General features: G+C 41.2%; 17 protein-coding genes, 2 rRNA genes and 1 riboswitch. Of the genes, 18 read left to right on the plus strand and 1 reads right to left on the minus strand.

Annotation, left to right across the window (positions count from 1 at the left end):
- Positions 1-88 precede the first annotated feature (88 nt).
- The 16 genes from ACMGGO_RS01960 (at position 89) to purD (ending at position 17,396) form a co-directional block, all read left to right on the plus strand.
- Positions 89-3,016 (plus strand): 23S ribosomal RNA (locus ACMGGO_RS01960).
- 111 nt (positions 3,017-3,127) lie between these two features.
- Positions 3,128-3,243, plus strand: a 5S ribosomal RNA gene (gene rrf / locus ACMGGO_RS01965).
- A gap of 148 nt (positions 3,244-3,391) precedes the next feature.
- On the plus strand, positions 3,392-3,658 hold the full coding sequence (locus ACMGGO_RS01970) for a hypothetical protein (protein ID WP_066038204.1): 267 nt from the start codon (positions 3,392-3,394) through the stop codon (positions 3,656-3,658).
- A gap of 140 nt (positions 3,659-3,798) precedes the next feature.
- Entirely contained in the window at positions 3,799-3,993 is a 195-nt protein-coding gene (locus ACMGGO_RS01975; RefSeq protein WP_036076850.1) for an NETI motif-containing protein, read from the plus strand.
- A gap of 93 nt (positions 3,994-4,086) precedes the next feature.
- A riboswitch (purine riboswitch) is annotated at positions 4,087-4,185 on the plus strand.
- 208 nt (positions 4,186-4,393) lie between these two features.
- The gene (purE, locus tag ACMGGO_RS01980) at positions 4,394-4,882 is read left to right on the plus strand and encodes a 5-(carboxyamino)imidazole ribonucleotide mutase (RefSeq protein ID WP_004225751.1); all 489 of its coding nucleotides are present in this window, start codon (positions 4,394-4,396) and stop codon (positions 4,880-4,882) included.
- A complete protein-coding gene (gene purK / locus ACMGGO_RS01985; RefSeq protein ID WP_004225748.1) occupies positions 4,879-6,003 on the plus strand; it encodes a 5-(carboxyamino)imidazole ribonucleotide synthase in 1,125 nt (374 codons plus the stop codon). Before purE ends, purK begins: the two co-directional genes overlap by 4 nt.
- Positions 6,004-6,016: 13 nt before the next feature.
- Positions 6,017-7,312: an adenylosuccinate lyase gene (gene purB / locus ACMGGO_RS01990; protein ID WP_004225746.1), complete on the plus strand. Its 1,296-nt coding sequence runs from the start codon at positions 6,017-6,019 to the stop codon at positions 7,310-7,312.
- 128 nt (positions 7,313-7,440) lie between these two features.
- Positions 7,441-8,151, plus strand: coding sequence for a phosphoribosylaminoimidazolesuccinocarboxamide synthase (purC, locus tag ACMGGO_RS01995; protein ID WP_048394896.1), 711 nt, complete (start codon positions 7,441-7,443; stop codon positions 8,149-8,151).
- Between the two features lie 2 nt (positions 8,152-8,153).
- The gene (gene purS, locus ACMGGO_RS02000) at positions 8,154-8,402 is read left to right on the plus strand and encodes a phosphoribosylformylglycinamidine synthase subunit PurS (RefSeq protein WP_004225741.1); all 249 of its coding nucleotides are present in this window, start codon (positions 8,154-8,156) and stop codon (positions 8,400-8,402) included.
- 2 nt (positions 8,403-8,404) lie between these two features.
- Positions 8,405-9,088 (plus strand): phosphoribosylformylglycinamidine synthase subunit PurQ, encoded by a 684-nt coding sequence (gene purQ / locus ACMGGO_RS02005; RefSeq protein ID WP_048394895.1) that lies wholly within the window; start codon positions 8,405-8,407, stop codon positions 9,086-9,088.
- Positions 9,075-11,309: a phosphoribosylformylglycinamidine synthase subunit PurL gene (gene purL, locus ACMGGO_RS02010; RefSeq protein WP_112116715.1), complete on the plus strand. Its 2,235-nt coding sequence runs from the start codon at positions 9,075-9,077 to the stop codon at positions 11,307-11,309. Before purQ ends, purL begins: the two co-directional genes overlap by 14 nt.
- Positions 11,285-12,709 (plus strand): amidophosphoribosyltransferase, encoded by a 1,425-nt coding sequence (gene purF / locus ACMGGO_RS02015; RefSeq protein ID WP_004225733.1) that lies wholly within the window; start codon positions 11,285-11,287, stop codon positions 12,707-12,709. The genes purL and purF overlap by 25 nt, the downstream gene beginning before the upstream one ends.
- A gap of 84 nt (positions 12,710-12,793) precedes the next feature.
- Positions 12,794-13,849 (plus strand): phosphoribosylformylglycinamidine cyclo-ligase, encoded by a 1,056-nt coding sequence (gene purM / locus ACMGGO_RS02020; RefSeq protein ID WP_420281542.1) that lies wholly within the window; start codon positions 12,794-12,796, stop codon positions 13,847-13,849.
- Positions 13,849-14,418 (plus strand): phosphoribosylglycinamide formyltransferase, encoded by a 570-nt coding sequence (gene purN, locus ACMGGO_RS02025; RefSeq protein ID WP_004225729.1) that lies wholly within the window; start codon positions 13,849-13,851, stop codon positions 14,416-14,418. The genes purM and purN overlap by 1 nt, the downstream gene beginning before the upstream one ends.
- Positions 14,419-14,531: 113 nt before the next feature.
- Positions 14,532-16,058 carry a bifunctional phosphoribosylaminoimidazolecarboxamide formyltransferase/IMP cyclohydrolase gene (gene purH, locus ACMGGO_RS02030; protein ID WP_066038207.1) on the plus strand — a complete coding sequence of 509 codons (1,527 nt, stop codon included), beginning with the start codon at positions 14,532-14,534 and terminating at the stop codon, positions 16,056-16,058.
- An 81-nt stretch (positions 16,059-16,139) separates the two neighbouring features.
- Positions 16,140-17,396: a phosphoribosylamine--glycine ligase gene (gene purD, locus ACMGGO_RS02035; protein ID WP_257962133.1), complete on the plus strand. Its 1,257-nt coding sequence runs from the start codon at positions 16,140-16,142 to the stop codon at positions 17,394-17,396.
- 106 nt (positions 17,397-17,502) lie between these two features.
- Here the strand turns inward: purD and ACMGGO_RS02040 are convergent, their stop codons facing one another.
- A complete protein-coding gene (locus tag ACMGGO_RS02040; protein WP_053075731.1) occupies positions 17,503-17,928 on the minus strand; it encodes a YgaP-like transmembrane domain in 426 nt (141 codons plus the stop codon).
- A gap of 200 nt (positions 17,929-18,128) precedes the next feature.
- Between ACMGGO_RS02040 and ACMGGO_RS02045 the strand changes: the two genes are divergently transcribed.
- Both ACMGGO_RS02045 and ACMGGO_RS02050 read left to right on the plus strand, forming a co-directional pair.
- Positions 18,129-19,850: an adenine deaminase C-terminal domain-containing protein gene (locus ACMGGO_RS02045; protein WP_420281543.1), complete on the plus strand. Its 1,722-nt coding sequence runs from the start codon at positions 18,129-18,131 to the stop codon at positions 19,848-19,850.
- Between the two features lie 68 nt (positions 19,851-19,918).
- On the plus strand, positions 19,919-20,974 hold the full coding sequence (locus ACMGGO_RS02050) for a DUF3048 domain-containing protein (RefSeq protein WP_336623321.1): 1,056 nt from the start codon (positions 19,919-19,921) through the stop codon (positions 20,972-20,974).
- The last annotated feature ends 1 nt before the right edge of the window (position 20,975 follow it).

Raw genomic sequence — 20,975 nt, forward strand, 5'->3', positions numbered from 1 at the left:
AACTTGTTCTTTGAAAACTGGATAAAACGACATTGAAATTGTAACAAACACATTTATTTTTTTAAGTTTTTTATAGGCTTAATAACTTGGTTAAGTTATTAAGGGCGCACGGCGAATGCCTTGGCACTAGGAGCCGAAGAAGGACGGCACTAACACCGATATGCTTCGGGGAGCTGTAAGTGAGCTTTGATCCGGAGATTTCCGAATGGGGGAACCCACTACGTTTAATTGCGTAGTATCTTGACGTGAATACATAGCGTCTTGAAGGCAGACCCAGGGAACTGAAACATCTAAGTACCTGGAGGAAGAGAAAGAAAAATCGATTCCCTGAGTAGCGGCGAGCGAAACGGGAAGAGCCCAAACCAAGAGGCTTGCCTCTTGGGGTTGTAGGACACTCTATACGGAGTTACAAAAGAGCGAGTTAGATGAAGCGACTTGGAAAGGTCCGCCAGAGCAGGTAAAAGCCCTGTAGTCGAAAGTTCGTTCTCTCCTGAGTGGATCCTGAGTACGGCGGAACACGTGAAATTCCGTCGGAATCCGGGAGGACCATCTCCCAAGGCTAAATACTACCTAGTGACCGATAGTGAACCAGTACCGTGAGGGAAAGGTGAAAAGCACCCCGGAAGGGGAGTGAAAGAGATCCTGAAACCGTGTGCCTACAAGTAGTTAGAGCCCGTTAATGGGTGATAGCGTGCCTTTTGTAGAATGAACCGGCGAGTTACGATTACGTGCAAGGTTAAGCTTTAGAAGGCGGAGCCGCAGCGAAAGCGAGTCTGAATAGGGCGAAGTAGTACGTGGTCGTAGACCCGAAACCAGGTGATCTACCCATGTCCAGGGTGAAGGTGAGGTAACACTTACTGGAGGCCCGAACCCACGCACGTTGAAAAGTGCGGGGATGAGGTGTGGGTAGCGGAGAAATTCCAATCGAACTTGGAGATAGCTGGTTCTCTCCGAAATAGCTTTAGGGCTAGCCTCGTGATGAGAATACTGGAGGTAGAGCACTGTTTGGACTAGGGGGCCATCCCGGTTTACCGAATTCAGACAAACTCCGAATGCCAGATATTTATACACGGGAGTCAGACTGCGAGTGATAAGATCCGTAGTCAAAAGGGAAACAGCCCAGACCACCAGCTAAGGTCCCAAAGTAATCGTTAAGTGGAAAAGGATGTGGCGTTGCACAGACAACCAGGATGTTGGCTTAGAAGCAGCCATCATTTAAAGAGTGCGTAATAGCTCACTGGTCGAGTGACGCTGCGCCGAAAATGTATCGGGGCTAAACGATTCACCGAAGCTGTGGATTGACATCTACGATGTCAGTGGTAGGAGAGCGTTCTAAGTGCGTTGAAGTCAGATCGGAAGGACTGGTGGAGCGCTTAGAAGTGAGAATGCCGGTATGAGTAGCGAAAGACGGGTGAGAATCCCGTCCACCGTATGACTAAGGTTTCCTGAGGAAGGCTCGTCCGCTCAGGGTTAGTCGGGACCTAAGCCGAGGCCGATAGGCGTAGGCGATGGACAACAGGTTGATATTCCTGTACCACCTCCTCACCGTTTGAGAAATGGGGGGACGCAGTAGGATAGGGTAAGCGCGCCGTTGGTTGTGCGCGTCCAAGCAGTAAGACGTGTGTGTAGGCAAATCCGCACACTGTAACGTTGAGCTGTGATGGCGAGTCCGTATGGACGAAGTTCCTGATTTCACACTGCCAAGAAAAGCCTCTATCGAGGTGAGAGGTGCCCGTACCGCAAACCGACACAGGTAGTCGAGGAGAGAATCCTAAGGTGTGCGAGAGAACTCTCGTTAAGGAACTCGGCAAAATGACCCCGTAACTTCGGGAGAAGGGGTGCTCTTGAGCGTGCAAGCGCATGAGAGCCGCAGTGAATAGGCCCAGGCGACTGTTTAGCAAAAACACAGGTCTCTGCAAAACCGTAAGGTGACGTATAGGGGCTGACGCCTGCCCGGTGCTGGAAGGTTAAGAGGAGTGGTTAGCGCAAGCGAAGCTGCGAATTGAAGCCCCAGTAAACGGCGGCCGTAACTATAACGGTCCTAAGGTAGCGAAATTCCTTGTCGGGTAAGTTCCGACCCGCACGAAAGGCGTAACGATCTGGGCACTGTCTCAACGAGAGACTCGGTGAAATTATAGTACCTGTGAAGATGCAGGTTACCCGCGACAGGACGGAAAGACCCCGTGGAGCTTTACTGTAGCCTGATATTGAATTTTGGTACAACTTGTACAGGATAGGTAGGAGCCAGAGATCTCGGAGCGCCAGCTTCGAAGGAGGCGTCGGTGGGATACTACCCTGGTTGTATTGAAATTCTAACCCATGCCCCTTAGCGGGGCAGGAGACAGTGTCAGGCGGACAGTTTGACTGGGGCGGTCGCCTCCTAAAAGGTAACGGAGGCGCCCAAAGGTTCCCTCAGAATGGTTGGAAATCATTCGTAGAGTGTAAAGGCACAAGGGAGCTTGACTGCGAGACCTACAAGTCGAGCAGGGTCGAAAGACGGGCTTAGTGATCCGGTGGTTCCGCATGGAAGGGCCATCGCTCAACGGATAAAAGCTACCCCGGGGATAACAGGCTTATCTCCCCCAAGAGTCCACATCGACGGGGAGGTTTGGCACCTCGATGTCGGCTCATCGCATCCTGGGGCTGTAGTCGGTCCCAAGGGTTGGGCTGTTCGCCCATTAAAGCGGTACGCGAGCTGGGTTCAGAACGTCGTGAGACAGTTCGGTCCCTATCCGTCGTGGGCGTAGGAAATTTGAGAGGAGCTGTCCTTAGTACGAGAGGACCGGGATGGACACACCGCTGGTGTACCAGTTGTCTTGCCAAAGGCATCGCTGGGTAGCTATGTGTGGACGGGATAAGTGCTGAAAGCATCTAAGCATGAAGCCCCCCTCAAGATGAGATTTCCCATTACGCAAGTAAGTAAGATCCCTCAAAGACGATGAGGTAGATAGGTTCGAGGTGGAAGTGTGGTGACACATGGAGCTGACGAATACTAATCGATCGAGGACTTAACCAAAAAAGTTTGAAACATTCAATGTGCCGTTTATCCAGTTTTGAAAGAGCAAATCTTTCTAAAAAGAGAGCTTCTAGTCACAGCAATGCGCCGTGTATGGAAGGTCGACCATAGTCTAGTGATGATGGCAAAGAGGTCACACCCGTTCCCATACCGAACACGGAAGTTAAGCTCTTTAGCGCCGATGGTAGTTGGGGGCTTCCCCCTGTGAGAGTAGGACGTCGCTAGGCAATTAAAAAGTCATGGATCTATTCCATGACTTTTTTTATTTTGTGAACTATTCATAAAATGCTATAATATATTTAATATTTTCAAGTGGATTTAAAGGAAATTTCTTTCGCCTAGATACATTCTGGATTTAATAATGGAGGAATCAAAATGAGGCAGAACATTTTTTCTGCGATTTCGATCTCAAGTCTACTACTTATATTCTTTATGTTTGGCTATGATTCAACCAAATGGTATGGAAACTTTTTTACATTTCTCTATCGTGTAAATATGTTTATGCCGTTTATTTTAGGTGGTTTAGGCATCACCAGCGCCCTATTTGGCATCAAAGGATATCGTATGGTTCTTGTTGTCCTTCATTTGTTCCTACTGCTATTATTTTTTTGTATCTATTTAAAGGCATTTTTTGTTCCATGAGCATTCATCAAAACTGCGGAGAGGAATTCTGCAGTTTTTTCTATTTATTTAAGTTCTTACATACTTCTGTAAGCAACAAAAGGTATAATGAATTACAAATTGGTTGTGAATGAATATGTACAATGGAAAGGAAGAAAAAGTTGGGAAAAAAGCAAATTTGGTATGAGGTACAGGAAAACGAGTCAATCGAGGATTGCTTGGCAAGAATGCGGAAAGATGGCTTTATGGTCATAGGACGAAAAGAAGAGCCACTTTTTCATATCGTAGATGGTGAGCCAGCTTATTTGCGCCAAAAAATTCAGTTTAAAGGTATACCTGCTCAAGATATCGAATGATTTTGACTAAAAACCGAACGTTTTTTTTCACCTAATAAAAAATGTTCGCATTTTTGGATTGACGATAAGACAATCCCTTGTTAAAATGTGAGAAGGAAAAACAAATAGATCCCACATATATGCTAGAGGATTGGCTCTAGTGTCTCTACCCGGCACCGTAAATGCTGGACTATGCGGGAAAGCACTTTTGGCGTAAGGTGAGAAGGTCTTTGTACAGCTATGTACATGGAGACGATCTTGTCCGAATAATCCTCAAGTAAACTGCTTTCACGTGTACTGGTAGAGAGTAGTTTATTTGGGGATTTTCTTTGTAAATAAGAATTGCAGTAGCTATTCAAAATAGAGGCTAGCACAATAAATAATTGATCATTTTTCTATCGTTTAAAAGGAGCGACAATTTATGAATCCGAAAATCGGTGTCATTATGGGTAGTTCAAGTGACTGGGAAACAATGAAACATGCATGTGATATTTTAGATGAATTACAAGTACCGTACGAAAAGAAAGTTGTATCAGCACATCGTACACCTGATTTAATGTTTGAATATGCAGAGGCAGCTCGCGAGCGAGGAATACAAGTAATTATTGCTGGAGCAGGCGGTGCTGCACATTTACCAGGAATGGTGGCAGCTAAAACAACATTACCTGTCATCGGTGTACCAGTTCAATCCCGTGCACTTAATGGACTTGATTCACTATTATCCATCGTTCAAATGCCTGGTGGCGTACCTGTAGCTACTGTAGCGATTGGCAAAGCAGGAGCGACTAATGCAGGGTTACTTGCAGCTCAAATTTTGTCAACAACAGATGCGGAGCTTGCTAATAAATTAGATGCTAGACGTGAAGCAACAAAGCAGCAAGTATTAGAAAGTACAGGTGACTTAGTGTGACGAAGATTATTTATCCTGGACAAACGATAGGCATTATAGGCGGAGGGCAACTTGGTCGAATGATGGCACTTGCTGCAAAGGAGTCAGGTTTTAAAGTGGCTGTTCTTGAACCAGCAATGGACTCACCTTGTGGGCAGGTTGCAGATATTCGCATTGTAGCTCCATATGATGATGAAGCTGCTTTAGAAGAACTTGCAGAAGTAAGTGATATTATCACATATGAATTTGAAAATATTGATTATGAAGGCTTAAAGCGTTTATCACAAATGGCTTATGTTCCTCAAGGAGCAGAGTTGGTACGTATTACACAAAACCGTATAACAGAGAAAGAAGCTATTGTGAAAGCTGGTTGCCCAGTAGCACCATATATTGTTGCAAAAACTTATGAAGAATTAGTAGCCAATATTGATTCGATTGGTTATCCTTGTATAGTCAAAACAGCAAGAGGTGGTTATGATGGCAAGGGACAGCAGCTTTTAAAATCAACTGAAGATTTGCCTTTAGCGAAAGAATTATTCACGCATTCGCAATGTATTGCAGAAGGATTTGTTCCTTTCGTAAAGGAAGTATCGGTCATTGTTCAAAGAAATGGTCATGGTGAATCGTATTGTCAGCCAGTTGGAGAGAACATTCATGTTCATCATATTCTTCACGAGACAATAGTACCTGCTCGCATAACTGAAAGCACAGCTCAAGCTGCAGAACGAGAAGCTTTGAAAATTGCAGATTATTTACATTTAGTAGGAACGCTAGCGGTAGAAATGTTTGTATTAGAAGATGGTAGTATTGTTATCAATGAATTAGCACCAAGACCTCATAATTCTGGTCACTATTCAATTGAAGCATGTAATGTTTCACAATTCCATCAGCATATTCGTGCTGTTTGTGGATGGCCGTTACGTAAGCCACAACTATGGGCACCATCCATTATGGTCAATGTATTAGGGCAGCATGTCGTGCCACTCAGTAATTCAATTGCTAAATATCCTGAATGGTCCATACATCTTTATGGGAAAGCTGAAGCTAAGGTCAACCGTAAAATGGGCCATGTGACGATTATGACAAAAGACTTAGAAGCTACACTACAACAAATCGAGAGTTCTGGCATTTGGTCAGAATAGAAGGAGATACGCGATGATTGAACGTTACACAAGACCCGAAATGGGCGCAATTTGGACAGAACAAAATAAATACCAAGCTTGGCTAGAGGTTGAAATTTTAGCTTGTGAAGCATGGGCAGAATTAGGAGATATCCCTAAAGAGGATGTTGCTAAAATTCGCGAAAATGCTTCATTTGATGTGAATCGTATATTAGAAATTGAACAAGAAACTCGTCATGACGTTGTAGCCTTTACTCGTGCTGTTTCTGAAACACTTGGAGAAGAGCGCAAATGGGTACATTATGGTTTAACTTCTACGGACGTAGTAGATACAGCACTTTCTTATTTAATCAAACAAGCAAATGATATTTTACGAAAAGATATAGTAAATTTCATTGATATTATTGCTACTAAGGCAAAAGAACATAAACATACAGTTATGATGGGACGCACACATGGTGTTCATGCTGAACCAACAACTTTCGGTTTGAAACTTGGTTTATGGTATGAGGAAATGAAGCGTAACCTTGAACGTTTTGAAGCAGCTGCCAAAGTAATTGAAACAGGAAAAATGTCTGGAGCTGTTGGAACATATGCCAATATCGATCCTCGTGTTGAGCAATATGTTTGCGATAAATTAGGACTTGCAGCATCACCGATCTCCACACAAACTTTACAGCGTGATCGCCATGCTCAGTATTTAGGTGCATTAGCTTTAATCGCTACTTCAATTGAAAAATTCGCAACAGAAATTCGTGGACTACAGAAATCTGAAACACGTGAAGTGGAGGAAGCTTTTGCAAAAGGACAAAAAGGATCATCTGCAATGCCACATAAGCGTAATCCAATCGGTTCTGAAAACATGGTTGGTATGTCTCGTTTAATGCGAGGTTATATGGTGACTGCTTATGAAAATGTAGCTTTATGGCATGAGCGTGATATTTCACATTCATCTGCAGAGCGTGTTATTTTACCGGATGCAACAATTACTCTTAACTATATGCTAAATCGCTTCGGTAATATTGTGAAAAACTTAACAGTATTCCCTGAGAACATGAAACGTAATATGGATCGTACATTTGGTCTTATTTATTCTCAACGCATCTTACTAGCATTGATTGATAAAGGACTAGTACGTGAAGAAGCTTATGATACAGTACAACCTTTAGCAATGCAGGCTTGGGACGAGCAAGTTCAGTTCCGTACATTAGTCGATGCAAGTGAAAAAATCACATCTTATTTAACAAAAGAAGAGTTGGATGATTGTTTTGATTACAACTACCACTTACAGCATGTTGATATGATTTTTGAACGACTAGGACTTAACTAATATTTATTTAGCCATCTAATAATAAATGTTAGAGCCACCAGTAAAAGTTTCAGAGTTGAATCGTAGAGATACGGTTCAATTCTGAACATTATTACAAGCGTATCTCATAATATCAGGGGGAAAACGAAATGACTAAAGGTCAACTTTTGTATGAAGGTAAAGCAAAAAAATTGTTCACAACAGAGGAGCCAAATGTGCTACTTGTTGAGTACAAGGATAGTGCAACAGCATTCAATGGTGAAAAGAAAGAGGAAATTGAAGGTAAGGGCATTTTAAATAATCGCATTACTTCATTAATTTTCGAAAAATTACAAGCTAACGGAATTGCGTCACATTTCGTAAAACGATTATCCGATACACAACAACTTGTAAAAAAAGTAGAAATTATTCCGATTGAGGTAGTTGTTCGTAATATTGCTGCTGGAAGTTTAGCAAAGCGTCTAGGTCTTGAAGAAGGGACACCTTTAAAACGACCAATCGTTGAATTTTATTATAAAGACGATGATTTAGGCGACCCACTTATTACGACAGAACATATTGATGTTCTTGAACTTGCCACACCAACTGAAGTAACAGCTATTTATGATGGTGCATTAGCCGTTAACAAAGTGCTACAGCCGATCTTTGCAGATGTCAATGTGACATTGATTGATTTTAAATTAGAGTTCGGCCGTGATATGGATGGTCATGTATTATTGGCAGATGAAATTTCACCAGATACATGCCGACTTTGGGATGCAACAACGAAGCAAAAGTTAGACAAAGATGTTTTTCGTCGTGACCTTGGTAATTTAACTGAAGTTTATACTATTATACTTTCTAGACTCGGAGGCAAATAACAATGAAAAAAGTAAAAATCTATGTAACATTACGTGAGAGTATTCTTGATCCTCAAGGCTCTGCAGTACAAGGTTCTTTAGCTAAGATGGGCTACGGTGAAGTAGAAGATTTACGTATCGGTAAATATCTTGAACTATCAATTAAAGATTCAGAACGTGACATTGATACTCTAGTAAAAGAAATGTGTGAAAAGGTTTTAACGAACGTTGTAATTGAAGACTACCGTTACGAAGTCGAGGAGGCTATTTAATCATGAAATTCGCAGTACTCGTATTCCCTGGGTCAAACTGTGACATCGATATGTATCATGCGATTAAAGACGAGCTAGGTGAAGAAGTAGAATATGTATGGCATACAGCAACAGATCTAAGTGGTTTTGATGGTGTATTAGTACCTGGAGGATTCTCCTATGGGGATTATCTTCGTTGTGGTGCAATGGCTAATCAATCTAACATTATGACAGAAGTTAAGAAGGCAGCAGATGCTGGTAAACCTGTATTAGGTGTATGTAATGGCTTCCAAATCCTAACGGAAGCAGGTTTATTGCCAGGAGCTTTATTGCGCAATAAAAACTTAAAATTTATGTGCCGTACAGTGCAGCTTAAAGTTGAAAACAACAATACATTATTCACAAATCAATATGAGCAAGGTCAAATCATCAATATTCCAATCGCACATGGTGAAGGTAACTACTACTGTGACGAGGAAACTTTACAATCACTAAAAGATAATAATCAAATCGTATTCACATACTCAGGTGACAATCCAAACGGTTCTTTAGAAGATATCGCAGGGATTATAAACGAGCGCGGCAATGTATTAGGGATGATGCCACACCCAGAGCGAGCTGTTGATGCACTGGTGGGCGGCGCAGACGGTCTAGCAGTATTTAAATCAATCGTGAAGCAGTGGAGGGAAAATCATGTCAACAACTAAGTTTGAGCCAACAGCACAGCAGATTAAAGATGAGAAGCTATACGCTGGAATGGGGATGTCAGACGAAGAATTTGCAATGGTAGAAGGTATTTTAGGACGTCTACCTAACTGGACAGAGACAGGTCTTTTCTCAGTAATGTGGTCTGAACACTGCTCGTACAAAAATTCAAAGCCAGTACTACGTAAATTCCCTACTAAAGGTCCACAGGTATTACAAGGACCAGGTGAAGGTGCAGGTATTGTTGATATTGGTGACGAACAAGCAGTAGTGTTTAAAATGGAGTCGCATAACCATCCCTCTGCAATTGAACCTTATCAAGGGGCTGCAACGGGTGTCGGTGGTATTATCCGTGACGTTTTCTCAATGGGTGCACGTCCAATCGCTATGTTAAACTCGTTACGCTTTGGTGAATTAAAGTCAGCACGTGGTAAATATCTATTTGAAGAAGTAGTAGCGGGAATCGCAGGATATGGTAACTGTATCGGAATCCCAACAGTAGGTGGCGAAATTCAATTTGATCCTTGCTATGAAGGTAATCCTCTAGTGAATGCTATGTGTGTCGGTTTAATTGATCATAAAGATATTCAACGAGGCATTGCTGCTGGTGTAGGTAATACAGTGATGTATGTTGGAGCGAAAACAGGCCGTGATGGTATTCATGGTGCAACATTCGCCTCTGAGGAATTAACTGAGGAATCAGAAAACCAACGTCCAGCGGTACAAGTTGGAGATCCATTTATGGAGAAGCTTTTACTTGAAGCTTGTTTAGAGGTTGTAAAATCGGATGCTCTAGTTGGTATTCAAGATATGGGTGCAGCTGGTCTTACTTCTTCTTCAGCAGAAATGGCTTCAAAGGCTGGTTCTGGTGTAGAAATGAACTTAGACTTAGTGCCTCAGCGTGAAACAGGAATGTCAGCGTATGAAATGATGTTGTCTGAGTCTCAAGAACGTATGCTTTTAGTTGTGAAAAAAGGTCGCGAAGATGAAATTAAAGCGATTTTCGATAAATACGATTTAGATGCAGTAGCGATTGGTCGCGTTACAGATGATAAAATGCTTCGTCTGCTACACAAAGGACAAGTAGTTGCAGAGGTACCTGCAGACGCATTAGCAGAAGATGCACCTGTTTATCATAAACCATCTGCAGAACCTGCATACTATGCTCAGTTCCAAGCAATCGAAAACACTGAACCTGCTGTGACTGATTACAAAGAAACACTCATTGCTTTATTAAAAGCACCGACAATTGCTTCTAAAGAATGGGTATACGATCAATATGATTATCAGGTACGTACATCAACAGTTGTTAAACCAGGATCTGACGCTGCTGTTATTCGAGTACGTGGCACAAATAAAGGGTTGGCAATGACAACAGACTGTAACTCACGTTATATCTATTTAGATCCAGAAGTGGGTGGTGCTATCGCAGTAGCCGAAGCAGCTCGTAATATCGTGGCAACTGGTGGCACGCCACTTGCGATTACAGACTGCTTAAACTTCGGTAATCCAGAGAAACCAGAAATCTTCTGGCAAATTGAAAAATCTGCAGATGGTATTTCGGCAGCTTGTACGGCATTAAATGCCCCAGTAATCGGAGGTAACGTTTCTCTTTATAATGAGCGTTCAGGCGAAGCGGTGTATCCAACGCCAACAATTGGTATGGTTGGTCTTATTGAAGACTTAGCACATGTAACGACACAGGATGTAAAGGCAGCAGGAGATCTTGTCTTTGTTATTGGTGAGACAAAAACAGAATTTGGCGGTTCAGAGCTTCAAAAACTTTTAAATAATGGTGTTATTTCAGGGAAAGCGCCAGCTATTGATTTAGAGGTTGAAGCGACACGTCAGCAATCTTTATTAAAGGCGATTAAAGCAGGCCTTGTTCAATCTGCGCATGATGTAGCAGAGGGAGGTCTAGCTGTGGCGATTGCTGAAACAACATTTGGCGCTAACGGTCTTGGTGTGGATGTAACATTAACAGGCTCTGCAACAACTGCGCTATTCAGTGAGAGTCAATCTCGTTTTGTTGTCACAGTTAAAGAAGAAAATGCTGCAGCATTTGTAGAAATCATGAAAGATGCTCAAAAAATTGGTGTCGTAACAAACGATGCACTTGTGAAAATCAACGGGGACAAAGGTGTGCTTGTAGAAGGTACAGTGGAGGAATTCCGTTCTAATTGGAAAGGAGCAATCCCATGCTTGCTGAACTCAGAGGCTTAAACGAAGAATGTGGGGTGTTTGGTATTTGGGGTAACCCAAATCCAGCACACCTTAGCTATTACGGGCTTCATGCTCTTCAACACCGTGGACAAGAAGGCGCTGGAATTGTCGTTTCAGACGGACAGCATCTTCGCGCGGTGAAAGGCGAAGGACTAGTTAATGATGTTTTCAACGAAGATAAATTAAAAGCAGTGAACGGCAAAGCAGCTATTGCGCATGTTCGTTATACGACTGCTGGTGGTGGCGGTATTGAAAATGTACAGCCATTATTATTCCACTCCTCAACTGGTAGCCTTTCAATTGCCCATAACGGTAACTTAGTCAATGCGACACATTTAAAGCAATATCTAGAGCGACAAGGTAGCATTTTCCACTCTAGCTCTGATACAGAAGTGTTGGCGCATCTTATTAAGAAAAGTTCGCATTCACCATTCCGTGCGAAGGTGAAAAATGCCCTATCTCTTTTAAAGGGTGCCTATTCTTTCTTAATTATGACAAAGGATGAAATGCTTGTTGCACGTGATCCACATGGTTTACGTCCATTATCTCTTGGAAAGCTAGGAGATGGCTGGGTGGTAGCTTCTGAAACTTGTGCATTCGATTTAATTGGTGCAGAATTCGTTCGTTCGGTAGAACCAGGTGAATTAATCATTATTAATGATGAGGGCGTAAAATCAGATCGTTTTGCTGATATGGATAAACGTTCGATGTGTGCGATGGAATATGTTTATTTAGCACGTCCTGATTCGGATATTGATGGTATTAACGTTCATATGGCACGAAAACGTATGGGTAAACAGCTTGCTCGTGAGTGTGCGCATATTGAAGCAGATGTTGTAACAGGTGTTCCTGATTCAAGTATTTCCGCAGCGATTGGTTTTGCAGAAGAAAGTGGAATCCCTTATGAATTAGGTCTTATTAAAAACCGTTATGTTGGTCGTACGTTTATTCAGCCGACACAGGAGCTACGTGAACGTGGTGTGAAAATGAAACTTTCACCTGTTGTTCAAGTCGTAAAAGGAAAAAAAGTAGTAATGGTTGATGATTCTATCGTTCGTGGTACAACATCTCGTCGCATTGTCAAAATGCTAAAAGATGCTGGTGCAGCAGAAGTTCATGTTGTGATTTCATCACCGCCGATGACAAACCCTTGTTATTATGGCATTGATACATCAACGCATGAAGAACTAATTGCTTCTAGTCATAATGTAGATGAAATTCGTGAAGCAATTGGTGCAGATTCTCTGACATTCCTTTCTGTTGAGGGGATGGTAGAAACAATTGCACGACCATACGAAGATGAAAACCGAGGACTTTGTCTTGCATGCTTTACAGGCAAATATCCAACAGAGATTTTTCCGGATACGATTTTGCCACATGAAAAAGAATTATTACGTTAAGAACAACATCGCAACAAATTAGTGTCTTACAGTCATTTCTATCTAGGAAACTTAGGCGACTTGGATGATAAGGAGGAACTCTGCGTGTCAAAGGCATATGAACAAGCAGGTGTAAATATTGAAGCGGGCTATGAAGCCGTAAAACGAATGAAGTCTCATGTTGAACGTACGAACCGTCTAGGTGTAATGGGGACATTTGGTGGTTTTGGTGGCATGTTTGACTTGTCAGAACTGAATCTTAAAGAACCTGTTCTTATTTCGGGGACAGATGGTGTTGGAACAAAGCTAAAGCTAGCCTTCATGGTAGACAAGCACGATACAATCGGTGTGGACTGTGTAGCAATGTGTGTAAATGATATTGTTGCTCAAGGAGCAGAACCGCTGTACTTTTTAGATTACGTAGCTCTTGGAAAAGCAGAGCCTGCAAAAATCGAACAAATTGTCAAAGGTGTTGCAGATGGCTGTGTGCAATCAGGTGCGGCTCTAATAGGTGGAGAAACTGCGGAAATGCCTGGTCTTTATGAAGAAGATGAATATGATCTAGCTGGCTTTGCAGTAGGCGCGTGTGAAAAGTCTGCCATCGTGACAGGTGAAGAAATCGTAGAAGGCGATGTACTTATTGGAATTGCATCAAGTGGTGTACATTCAAACGGTTATTCTTTAGTGCGTAAAATTGTCTTTGCAGATCATCAATATGCTGTGGATGCTATTGTAGAAGGCTATGAAGATCTAGGCCCAATCGGTGAGGCGCTTCTAGTGCCAACAAAGCTATATGCTAAACCTGTGCTAGCAGCTTTAAAGGCAGCAGATGTACATGGCTGTGCACATGTTACAGGTGGCGGTTTCTATGAAAATCTACCACGCATGATGCCAGAGGGACTAGCAACGGAAATCGACTTAGGTTCTTGGCCTGTATTACGTATCTTTGAATTCCTAAAAGAGAAAGGTAAGCTAGAAGATAAAGATTTATATAATGTGTTTAACATGGGTATTGGCTTTGTAATAGCTGTGCCAGAAACTGAAGCTGATAAAGTAATCGCTGCAGTTGAAGCAAATGGTGAAAAGGCTTATACAATCGGACGTGTTATTAAAGGTGACGGAGTAGTATTTAATGGCTCACATGATGGGAGTTTAGTGTAATGACTGCACCAACAAAAATAGCCGTGTTCGCGTCAGGTAGCGGTAGCAATTTTCAAGCCATTCAAGAGGCCATTGAACGTGGTGAACTCCATGCAAAGGTCGCACTAGTGGTCACAGATAAGCCTGGAGCATTTGTAGTAACACGTGCTGAAAACTTTGGGATTCCAGTGTTAGCATTGAATCCAAAAGAGTTTGTCTCGAAGTCAGCATATGAGACAGCTATTATCGAAGCTTTACATGAGTGCGATGTGAAATGGATTGTGCTTGCTGGGTATATGCGTTTAATCAGTGACGTATTATTAGCAGCCTTTCCACAGCGAATTGTTAATATTCACCCGTCCCTATTGCCTGCCTTTCCTGGAAAGGACGCTATTGGACAAGCCATTAATCATGGTGTGAAAATAACAGGTGTAACAGTGCATTTTGTTGATGAAGGAATGGATACTGGACCAATTATCGCTCAGGCAGCGGTACCTGTCATTGAAGGAAATCGCGAGGCAACAGAAGCTGAAATTCATAAACAAGAGCATTTATTATATACAAAGGCATTACAGCAATTATTACAGTAACTGAAGAGGGAGTTAGGTCGAGAATCCTACTCAACAAGTAAGACCTAACTCTATTAATCTATTGAAGCAAGTCAGTTCGTGGACAGCACGATAAAAATTAGGAGGATATTGTTGTGACAAAACGTGCATTAATCAGTGTTTCCAATAAAGATGGTATTTTAGAATTTGCAAAGGAATTAGTAGCATTAGGTTATGAAATTTTATCAACTGGCGGTACAAAAAAAATGTTACAGGATAATGCGGTAGCTGTAACAGCAGTAGATGAAGTAACGAAGTTTCCTGAAATTTTAGATGGTCGTGTGAAAACTTTAAATCCAATGATTCACGGTGGTCTATTAGGAAAGTTTGATGATGTCTCTCATCAAGCACAGATGAATGAGCATGGAATTGAACCAATTGAAATTGTTTGTGTGAATCTCTATCCGTTTGTTGAAACAATTTCAAAGCCTAATGTAACTTGGGATGATGCAATTGAAAACATTGATATCGGTGGTCCAACTATGTTACGTTCTGCTGCAAAAAACCATCAATATGTAACAGTAATCGTGGACAGCAATGACTATGCAACAGTATTAGAGGAACTTAAAGCAGACGGTGCCACAACAATTGAAACACGTCGTAAACTAGCTGCGAAAGTTTTCCGTCACACAGCCGCATATGATTCTTATATTTCGAACTACCTGACTGAAGAAGAGTTCCCAGAGAGCTTAACGATGACATATGAATTAAAGCAAAATTTACGCTATGGCGAAAACCCTCACCAAAAAGCGGCCTTCTACCAAAAGCGTCTTGGCTCTGACTTTTCATTAGCTTATGCTACACAATTACATGGTAAAGAGTTATCCTACAATAATATTCAAGATGGTAATGCAGCATTGCAAATTGTAAAAGAATTTGAAATGCCAGCTGCTGTAGCGGTGAAACATATGAATCCATGTGGTGTTGGCACTGGTGTCACGTTAGAGGCAGCATTCGATAAAGCATATGAAGCAGATCCAACATCTATTTTTGGCGGTATTATCGCATTAAATATGGAAGTGGATGCAGCAACTGCTGAGAAGCTAAGTCATATTTTCCTAGAGATTATAATTGCACCTGCTTTCTCACAAGAAGCATTAGATATTTTAACGAAAAAGAAAAATATCCGCTTACTAACAATTCCTTTCGAGCAAGCGAAACAAGATTCATTCAATGTTGTATCAGTTGAGGGTGGCCTCCTTGTACAGGAGCCAGATCGTTATGGCTTTGGCAATGCGGATATTAAAGTGGTGACAGATCGTGAACCAACAGAGCAAGAATGGGAAGCATTGCAACTTGGTTGGTCTGTTGTCAAACATGTGAAATCCAATGCGATTGTTGTAACAGATTCTCAAATGACACTTGGGGTTGGTGCAGGGCAAATGAATCGTGTAGGTGCAGCTAAAATTGCCTTTGAACAAGCTGGAGAAAAAGCGAAAGGTGCTGCATTAGCATCAGATGCATTTTTCCCAATGAGCGATACTGTGGAGGCGGCGGCAGCTGCAGGAATTACAGCAATTATTCAACCAGGTGGTTCCATTAAAGATCAAGATTCCATTGATAAAGCAAATGAATACGGCATTGCGATGGTATTCACAGGCGTACGTCATTTTAAACATTAATTGTAGAATTATATAGAAATCTAAACAGACCGAGATGTTGGTTCATCTCGGTTTTACTTACAAAGAGGAGGATTCTCTAAGATGAATGTATTAGTAATCGGAAGCGGTGGTCGTGAGCATGCAATCGCTAAACAATTTAGCATCTCTCCATCAGTGAACAACGTATTCGTAGCGCCAGGAAATGATGGGATGCGAGGCGAAGTAGAAGTTGTTGCTATTGATACAATGGATTTCGCAGGTCTCGCTCAATTTGCCAAGGAAAATGATATTGCATTAACATTTGTTGGCCCAGAACAGCCGCTTGCTGAAGGCATTGTCGATTTCTTTACAGCTAGAGGTTTACGTATTTTTGGTCCTACAAAAGTTGCTGCTCAAATAGAAAGCAGTAAATCCTATGCGAAAGAAATTATGAATAAATACAATATTCCTACAGCAGCACATGAAACATTTACTGAAGCAGAGAAAGCAATAGCCTATATTAAAGAACAAGGGGCGCCTATTGTCATTAAGGCTGATGGTTTAGCGGCTGGTAAGGGCGTCGTTGTGGCAATGACAGAGGAAGAAGCGATTGAAGCTGTAGAGGATATGATTGGAAACCAACGTTTTGGTGAATCCTCTTCACGTGTTGTCGTTGAGGAATTTTTAGACGGTGAAGAATTCTCCTTTATGTCTTTTGTGCACAAAGGACAAATTTATCCGATGGTTATTGCACAAGATCATAAACGAGCTTATGACGGTGATAAAGGACCAAACACAGGAGGTATGGGTGCTTATTCACCAGTACCACAAATCCCACAAGAGGTAGTAGATATTGCATTTCAAACTATTGTAGAACCAACTGTTAAAGGGATGGAGGCAGATGGTGCTTCCTTTACAGGTATTTTATACGCAGGGTTAATTTTAACGAATAAAGGTCCTCAGGTCATAGAGTTTAATGCTCGTTTTGGTGATCCTGAAACGCAAGTTGTATTGCCACGTATGGTTTCAGATTTTGGTGCATTTATGATGGCGTTAATGGATGAACAGCCTTTTGATTTACAATGGTCAGAAGAAGCAATGCTTGGTGTAGTCATTGCAGCAGAGGGTTACCCAGGAGACGTTGAAAAAGGTAAGGTATTACCGAATTTAGAGGCACTTTCGACATCACATGCAGTTTTCCATGCAGGTACAAAATTAGTAGACGGTCAATTCGTTGGTAATGGAGGACGTGTACTGTTAGTTGGTGCAAAAGCAGCTACTTTACAAGAAGCACAGGAAAAGGTTTATGAAGGTATTGCAACGGAAACATGGGATCACTTTTTCTTCCGTAAAGATATTGGCTGGCGTACATTTAAGTAATTATTATTTTCACTAAATATTTTTTATCGTCTTTTGAAACCTCTTGTTGTTTCAAAACGTAAGAGGTAAGAGCCGTCTCAATAATAGATTGGGACGGCTCCTTTGACTAAGAAGGATTCTGAGCTTTATTCGTTGAAGAATCGCTACTATTTGAGGAATTTTGAGTTGAAGTGCTGGTGTTAGATTGTTTTGAAGCAGTAGCTTGTGAACCTGAAGAATTACCAGCTATAGCAGAGGAAAAATCCTTCATGAGCTTATCGATTTGTTCAGTAGACATAGAATTTTGCCCGCTGAACATACTTTGCATAGAGGTGTTCATGGCATTCTGCATATTGGAGCTTAAAACTGCTTTCGTTGGACAATATTTAAAAAGTCCCTCAGCCATTTTCATGGCACCTAATGCAATCATTAATCGACCTTTTGTACAATTAGGATTTCTAGAAACTTTAGCGATACCAAATGCGGTTAAACTTGTCCCCATGGCAAAACGACAAAATGCATTCTTTTCGCTTAAATTTGCTTGCTGCATCATCATTACTTCCTCCTTTAGTCATTGTGGAAAAAATAAGCGAGGTGCACTTTGCTTTATGAAAGTGCTGTGTTACGATTGAAACAAGATGATTGCATAAAGCATAATTTTTATGAAAATATGCGATTATGCAGTAGTAGTATGTGATTTCACGTTGGATTTACACAATGAAAAATTACGTAATTTAGGAAGGAGCGAATAGCATGGATCCAGTATGGAAAATAACAAAAATACGTCAACAATTAGCAGTAATCGATGGGAAAAAGGCACCAGATATCGTGCTGAAGAATGCACGTTATTTGCATAGTATGTTAAAGCAATTCATAGTAGGGAACATTTGGATTTTGGGAGATCGAATTGTCTATGCTGGTGACAGAATGCCTCCTTTATTAGAAGGAACAGAAGTGGTGGATTGTACAGGAAAAACAATCGTACCTGGCTATATTGAGCCACATGTACACCCATTCCAGCTTTATCATCCACAGTCATTTGCAGATTTTTGTGGTCAGCTTGGGACAACAACTTTTATTTCGGATAATTTAAGCTTTGTTTTAAATTTAGAAAATAAGAAAGCGTTTTCAATTTTAGAGAGTTTGAAAAAGCTACCTTTTTCATTTTATTGGTGGACTCGCTTTGACTCACAAACTGAATTGGAGCAAGAAGAAGAGGTTTTCTCTAATACTTCTATATTAGAGTGGTTAGGGCGAAGTGATGTCTTACTTGGTGGAGAGTTGACAGGCTGGCCTAAGCTGTTGCATGGCGACGATCAAATGCTTTATCGTATGCAAATGGCTAAGGGACTGGGAAAAAAAATTGAAGGTCATTTCCCTGGAGCTTCAGAAAGAACATTGGCACGAATGAAACTGCTTGGTGCTGATGGTGATCATGAGGCAATGACAGTAGAAGAGGTAGAGCGTCGTATTATGCAGGGCTATGCTGTAACTTTACGTCATTCTTCCATTCGACCAGATTTACCACATCTACTAAAAGGAATAGTAGAAAAAGAGCTTCCGATCTTTGATCATTTAATGATTACAACAGACGGTTCAACACCTTCATTCCATGAGGATGGTGTGATGGATAAATGCATTCAAGTAGCTTTAGATGCAGGGGTATCTCCTATTGATGCTTATCAAATGGCTTCCTATAATGTAGCACGTTATTACAACATGTCTAATTTACATGGTTTTATCGCAACAGGGCGTTTTGCTTCACTCAATATTTTACAAGATGAATATCATCCTGTTCCAGAAAGTGTCTTATCAAAGGGTGTCTGGTTGAAGCGTAATGGGGATCGTGTGCATAGAATGGCGACAATTGATTATTCTTCCATCCCAGCTTTAGATTTAGATTTCTCATTAGATTCACAGGATTTCCAGTTTTCTATGCCGTTTGGGATTCAATTAGTTAATGATGTGATTACAAAGCCTTATAATTCTTTAATTACGAAAGAAGGGCAATTGGCAAATCATGATGAGTGCTATTTAATGCTCATTAACCGAAAAGGCAACTGGCATGTAAATACAATGATTAAAGGATTTGCAACAGATGTCCAAGGCTTTGCATCCTCTTATTCAAACACCGGTGACATATTGTTAATTGGAAAAAATAAAGACGATATGATTAAAGCCTTCGAAGAAATGAAGGCAATGAATGGTGGTATTGTTCTCGTCGAAAAAGGAGAAGTTATAGCGGATATACCATTAACAATTGGTGGACTTTTATATGATGGAGATGTATTCACTTTAACAGAGAAAGAAAAGGCTTTAAAACAAGCTTTAGCAGATAGAGGCTATCAATTAGGAGATGCCATTTATACATTACTATTTTTACAATCTACTCATTTACCATATATTCGTATAACACCACAAGGAATTTTCGATGTGATGAAGAATAAGTTATTATTACCTGCTGTTATGCGCTAATTCATGAAAGTGTTTCAGTTGTTTAAACAATTACAAATATTGTAATTGTTCAAAGGAGAGATATGCTTGTGTTCAAATCGAAAAAATTATGGATTGCTTTTGCATTTAGTGCTTTGGTAATCGGGGGATGTTCAAAGGATACACCAAAAGTCAAAGAGGATGATGAACCAATTGTAGAGGAAGAAGCAGTAGTGGAGGAGCCTGTGCAACAACCAGCATTTGTTGCACCACTTACTGGGGAGGCTATACAAGAAGAAATTACACAGCGACCAATTATCGTAACCATTAATAATCATCCAGCGGCACGTCCACAATCAGGCTTAGCTGCGGCGGATATCATTTATGAAATGCTTGCAGAAGGTAATGTGACACGCTTTTTAGCAGTATACCAAAGTGTACTGCCTGAAAATATTGGGCCAGTTCGTAGTGCACGCTCATATTTTATCGATATGGCCAAGGGATTTGATGCCTTTTATGTAGCACATGGCTATAGTCCAGAGGCGAAAACAATGCTTGATCATCGTATCGTCGACAATATCAACGGTATGGCTTATGATGGTATTCTGTTTAAACGTTCTAACGACCGCGTTGCACCACACAATTCCTATATTACATCAGAAAACATTCTAAAAGGTGCTGAAATGGTAGGCGCTTCAATGAATTACAGTGAAAAAGTACTTCAGGCTTTTTATGAACCAGATGAACGTGGTAAAATAGGTATTGAAACAAGTCAAGTTGACATTTATTACGGAAATAATGAAGATTTCCATAACGCGTATGTGTATGATCATCAAACTAATCACTATGAACGACAATCGGCTGGTGTGGACACAAAAGATATGTTAACAGGCGAAACAGTGTCATTGGCAAATGTTCTATTTTTCGAAATGGATCACCAAACAATTGATGATATTGGTCGCCAAGCAATTGATTTAACGTCTGGTGGAAATGCGTATGTATTTCAAAATGGCTATTTGAGGGAAGTCAAATGGGCTAATGTTAATGGAATACCAATGGCTGTAGAGCAAACAGGGGATCCTGTAAAGCTTGTACCAGGAAAGTCGTGGGTTCATTTCGTACCATCTTCGCCAGGGTTACAAGCAATGGTGAAAACGCAGCCTTAAA

The sequence above is a fragment of the Lysinibacillus sp. BNK-21 genome (assembly GCF_048684915.1).
In the GTDB taxonomy this organism is placed as follows: Bacteria; Bacillota; Bacilli; order Bacillales_A; family Planococcaceae; genus Lysinibacillus; species Lysinibacillus capsici.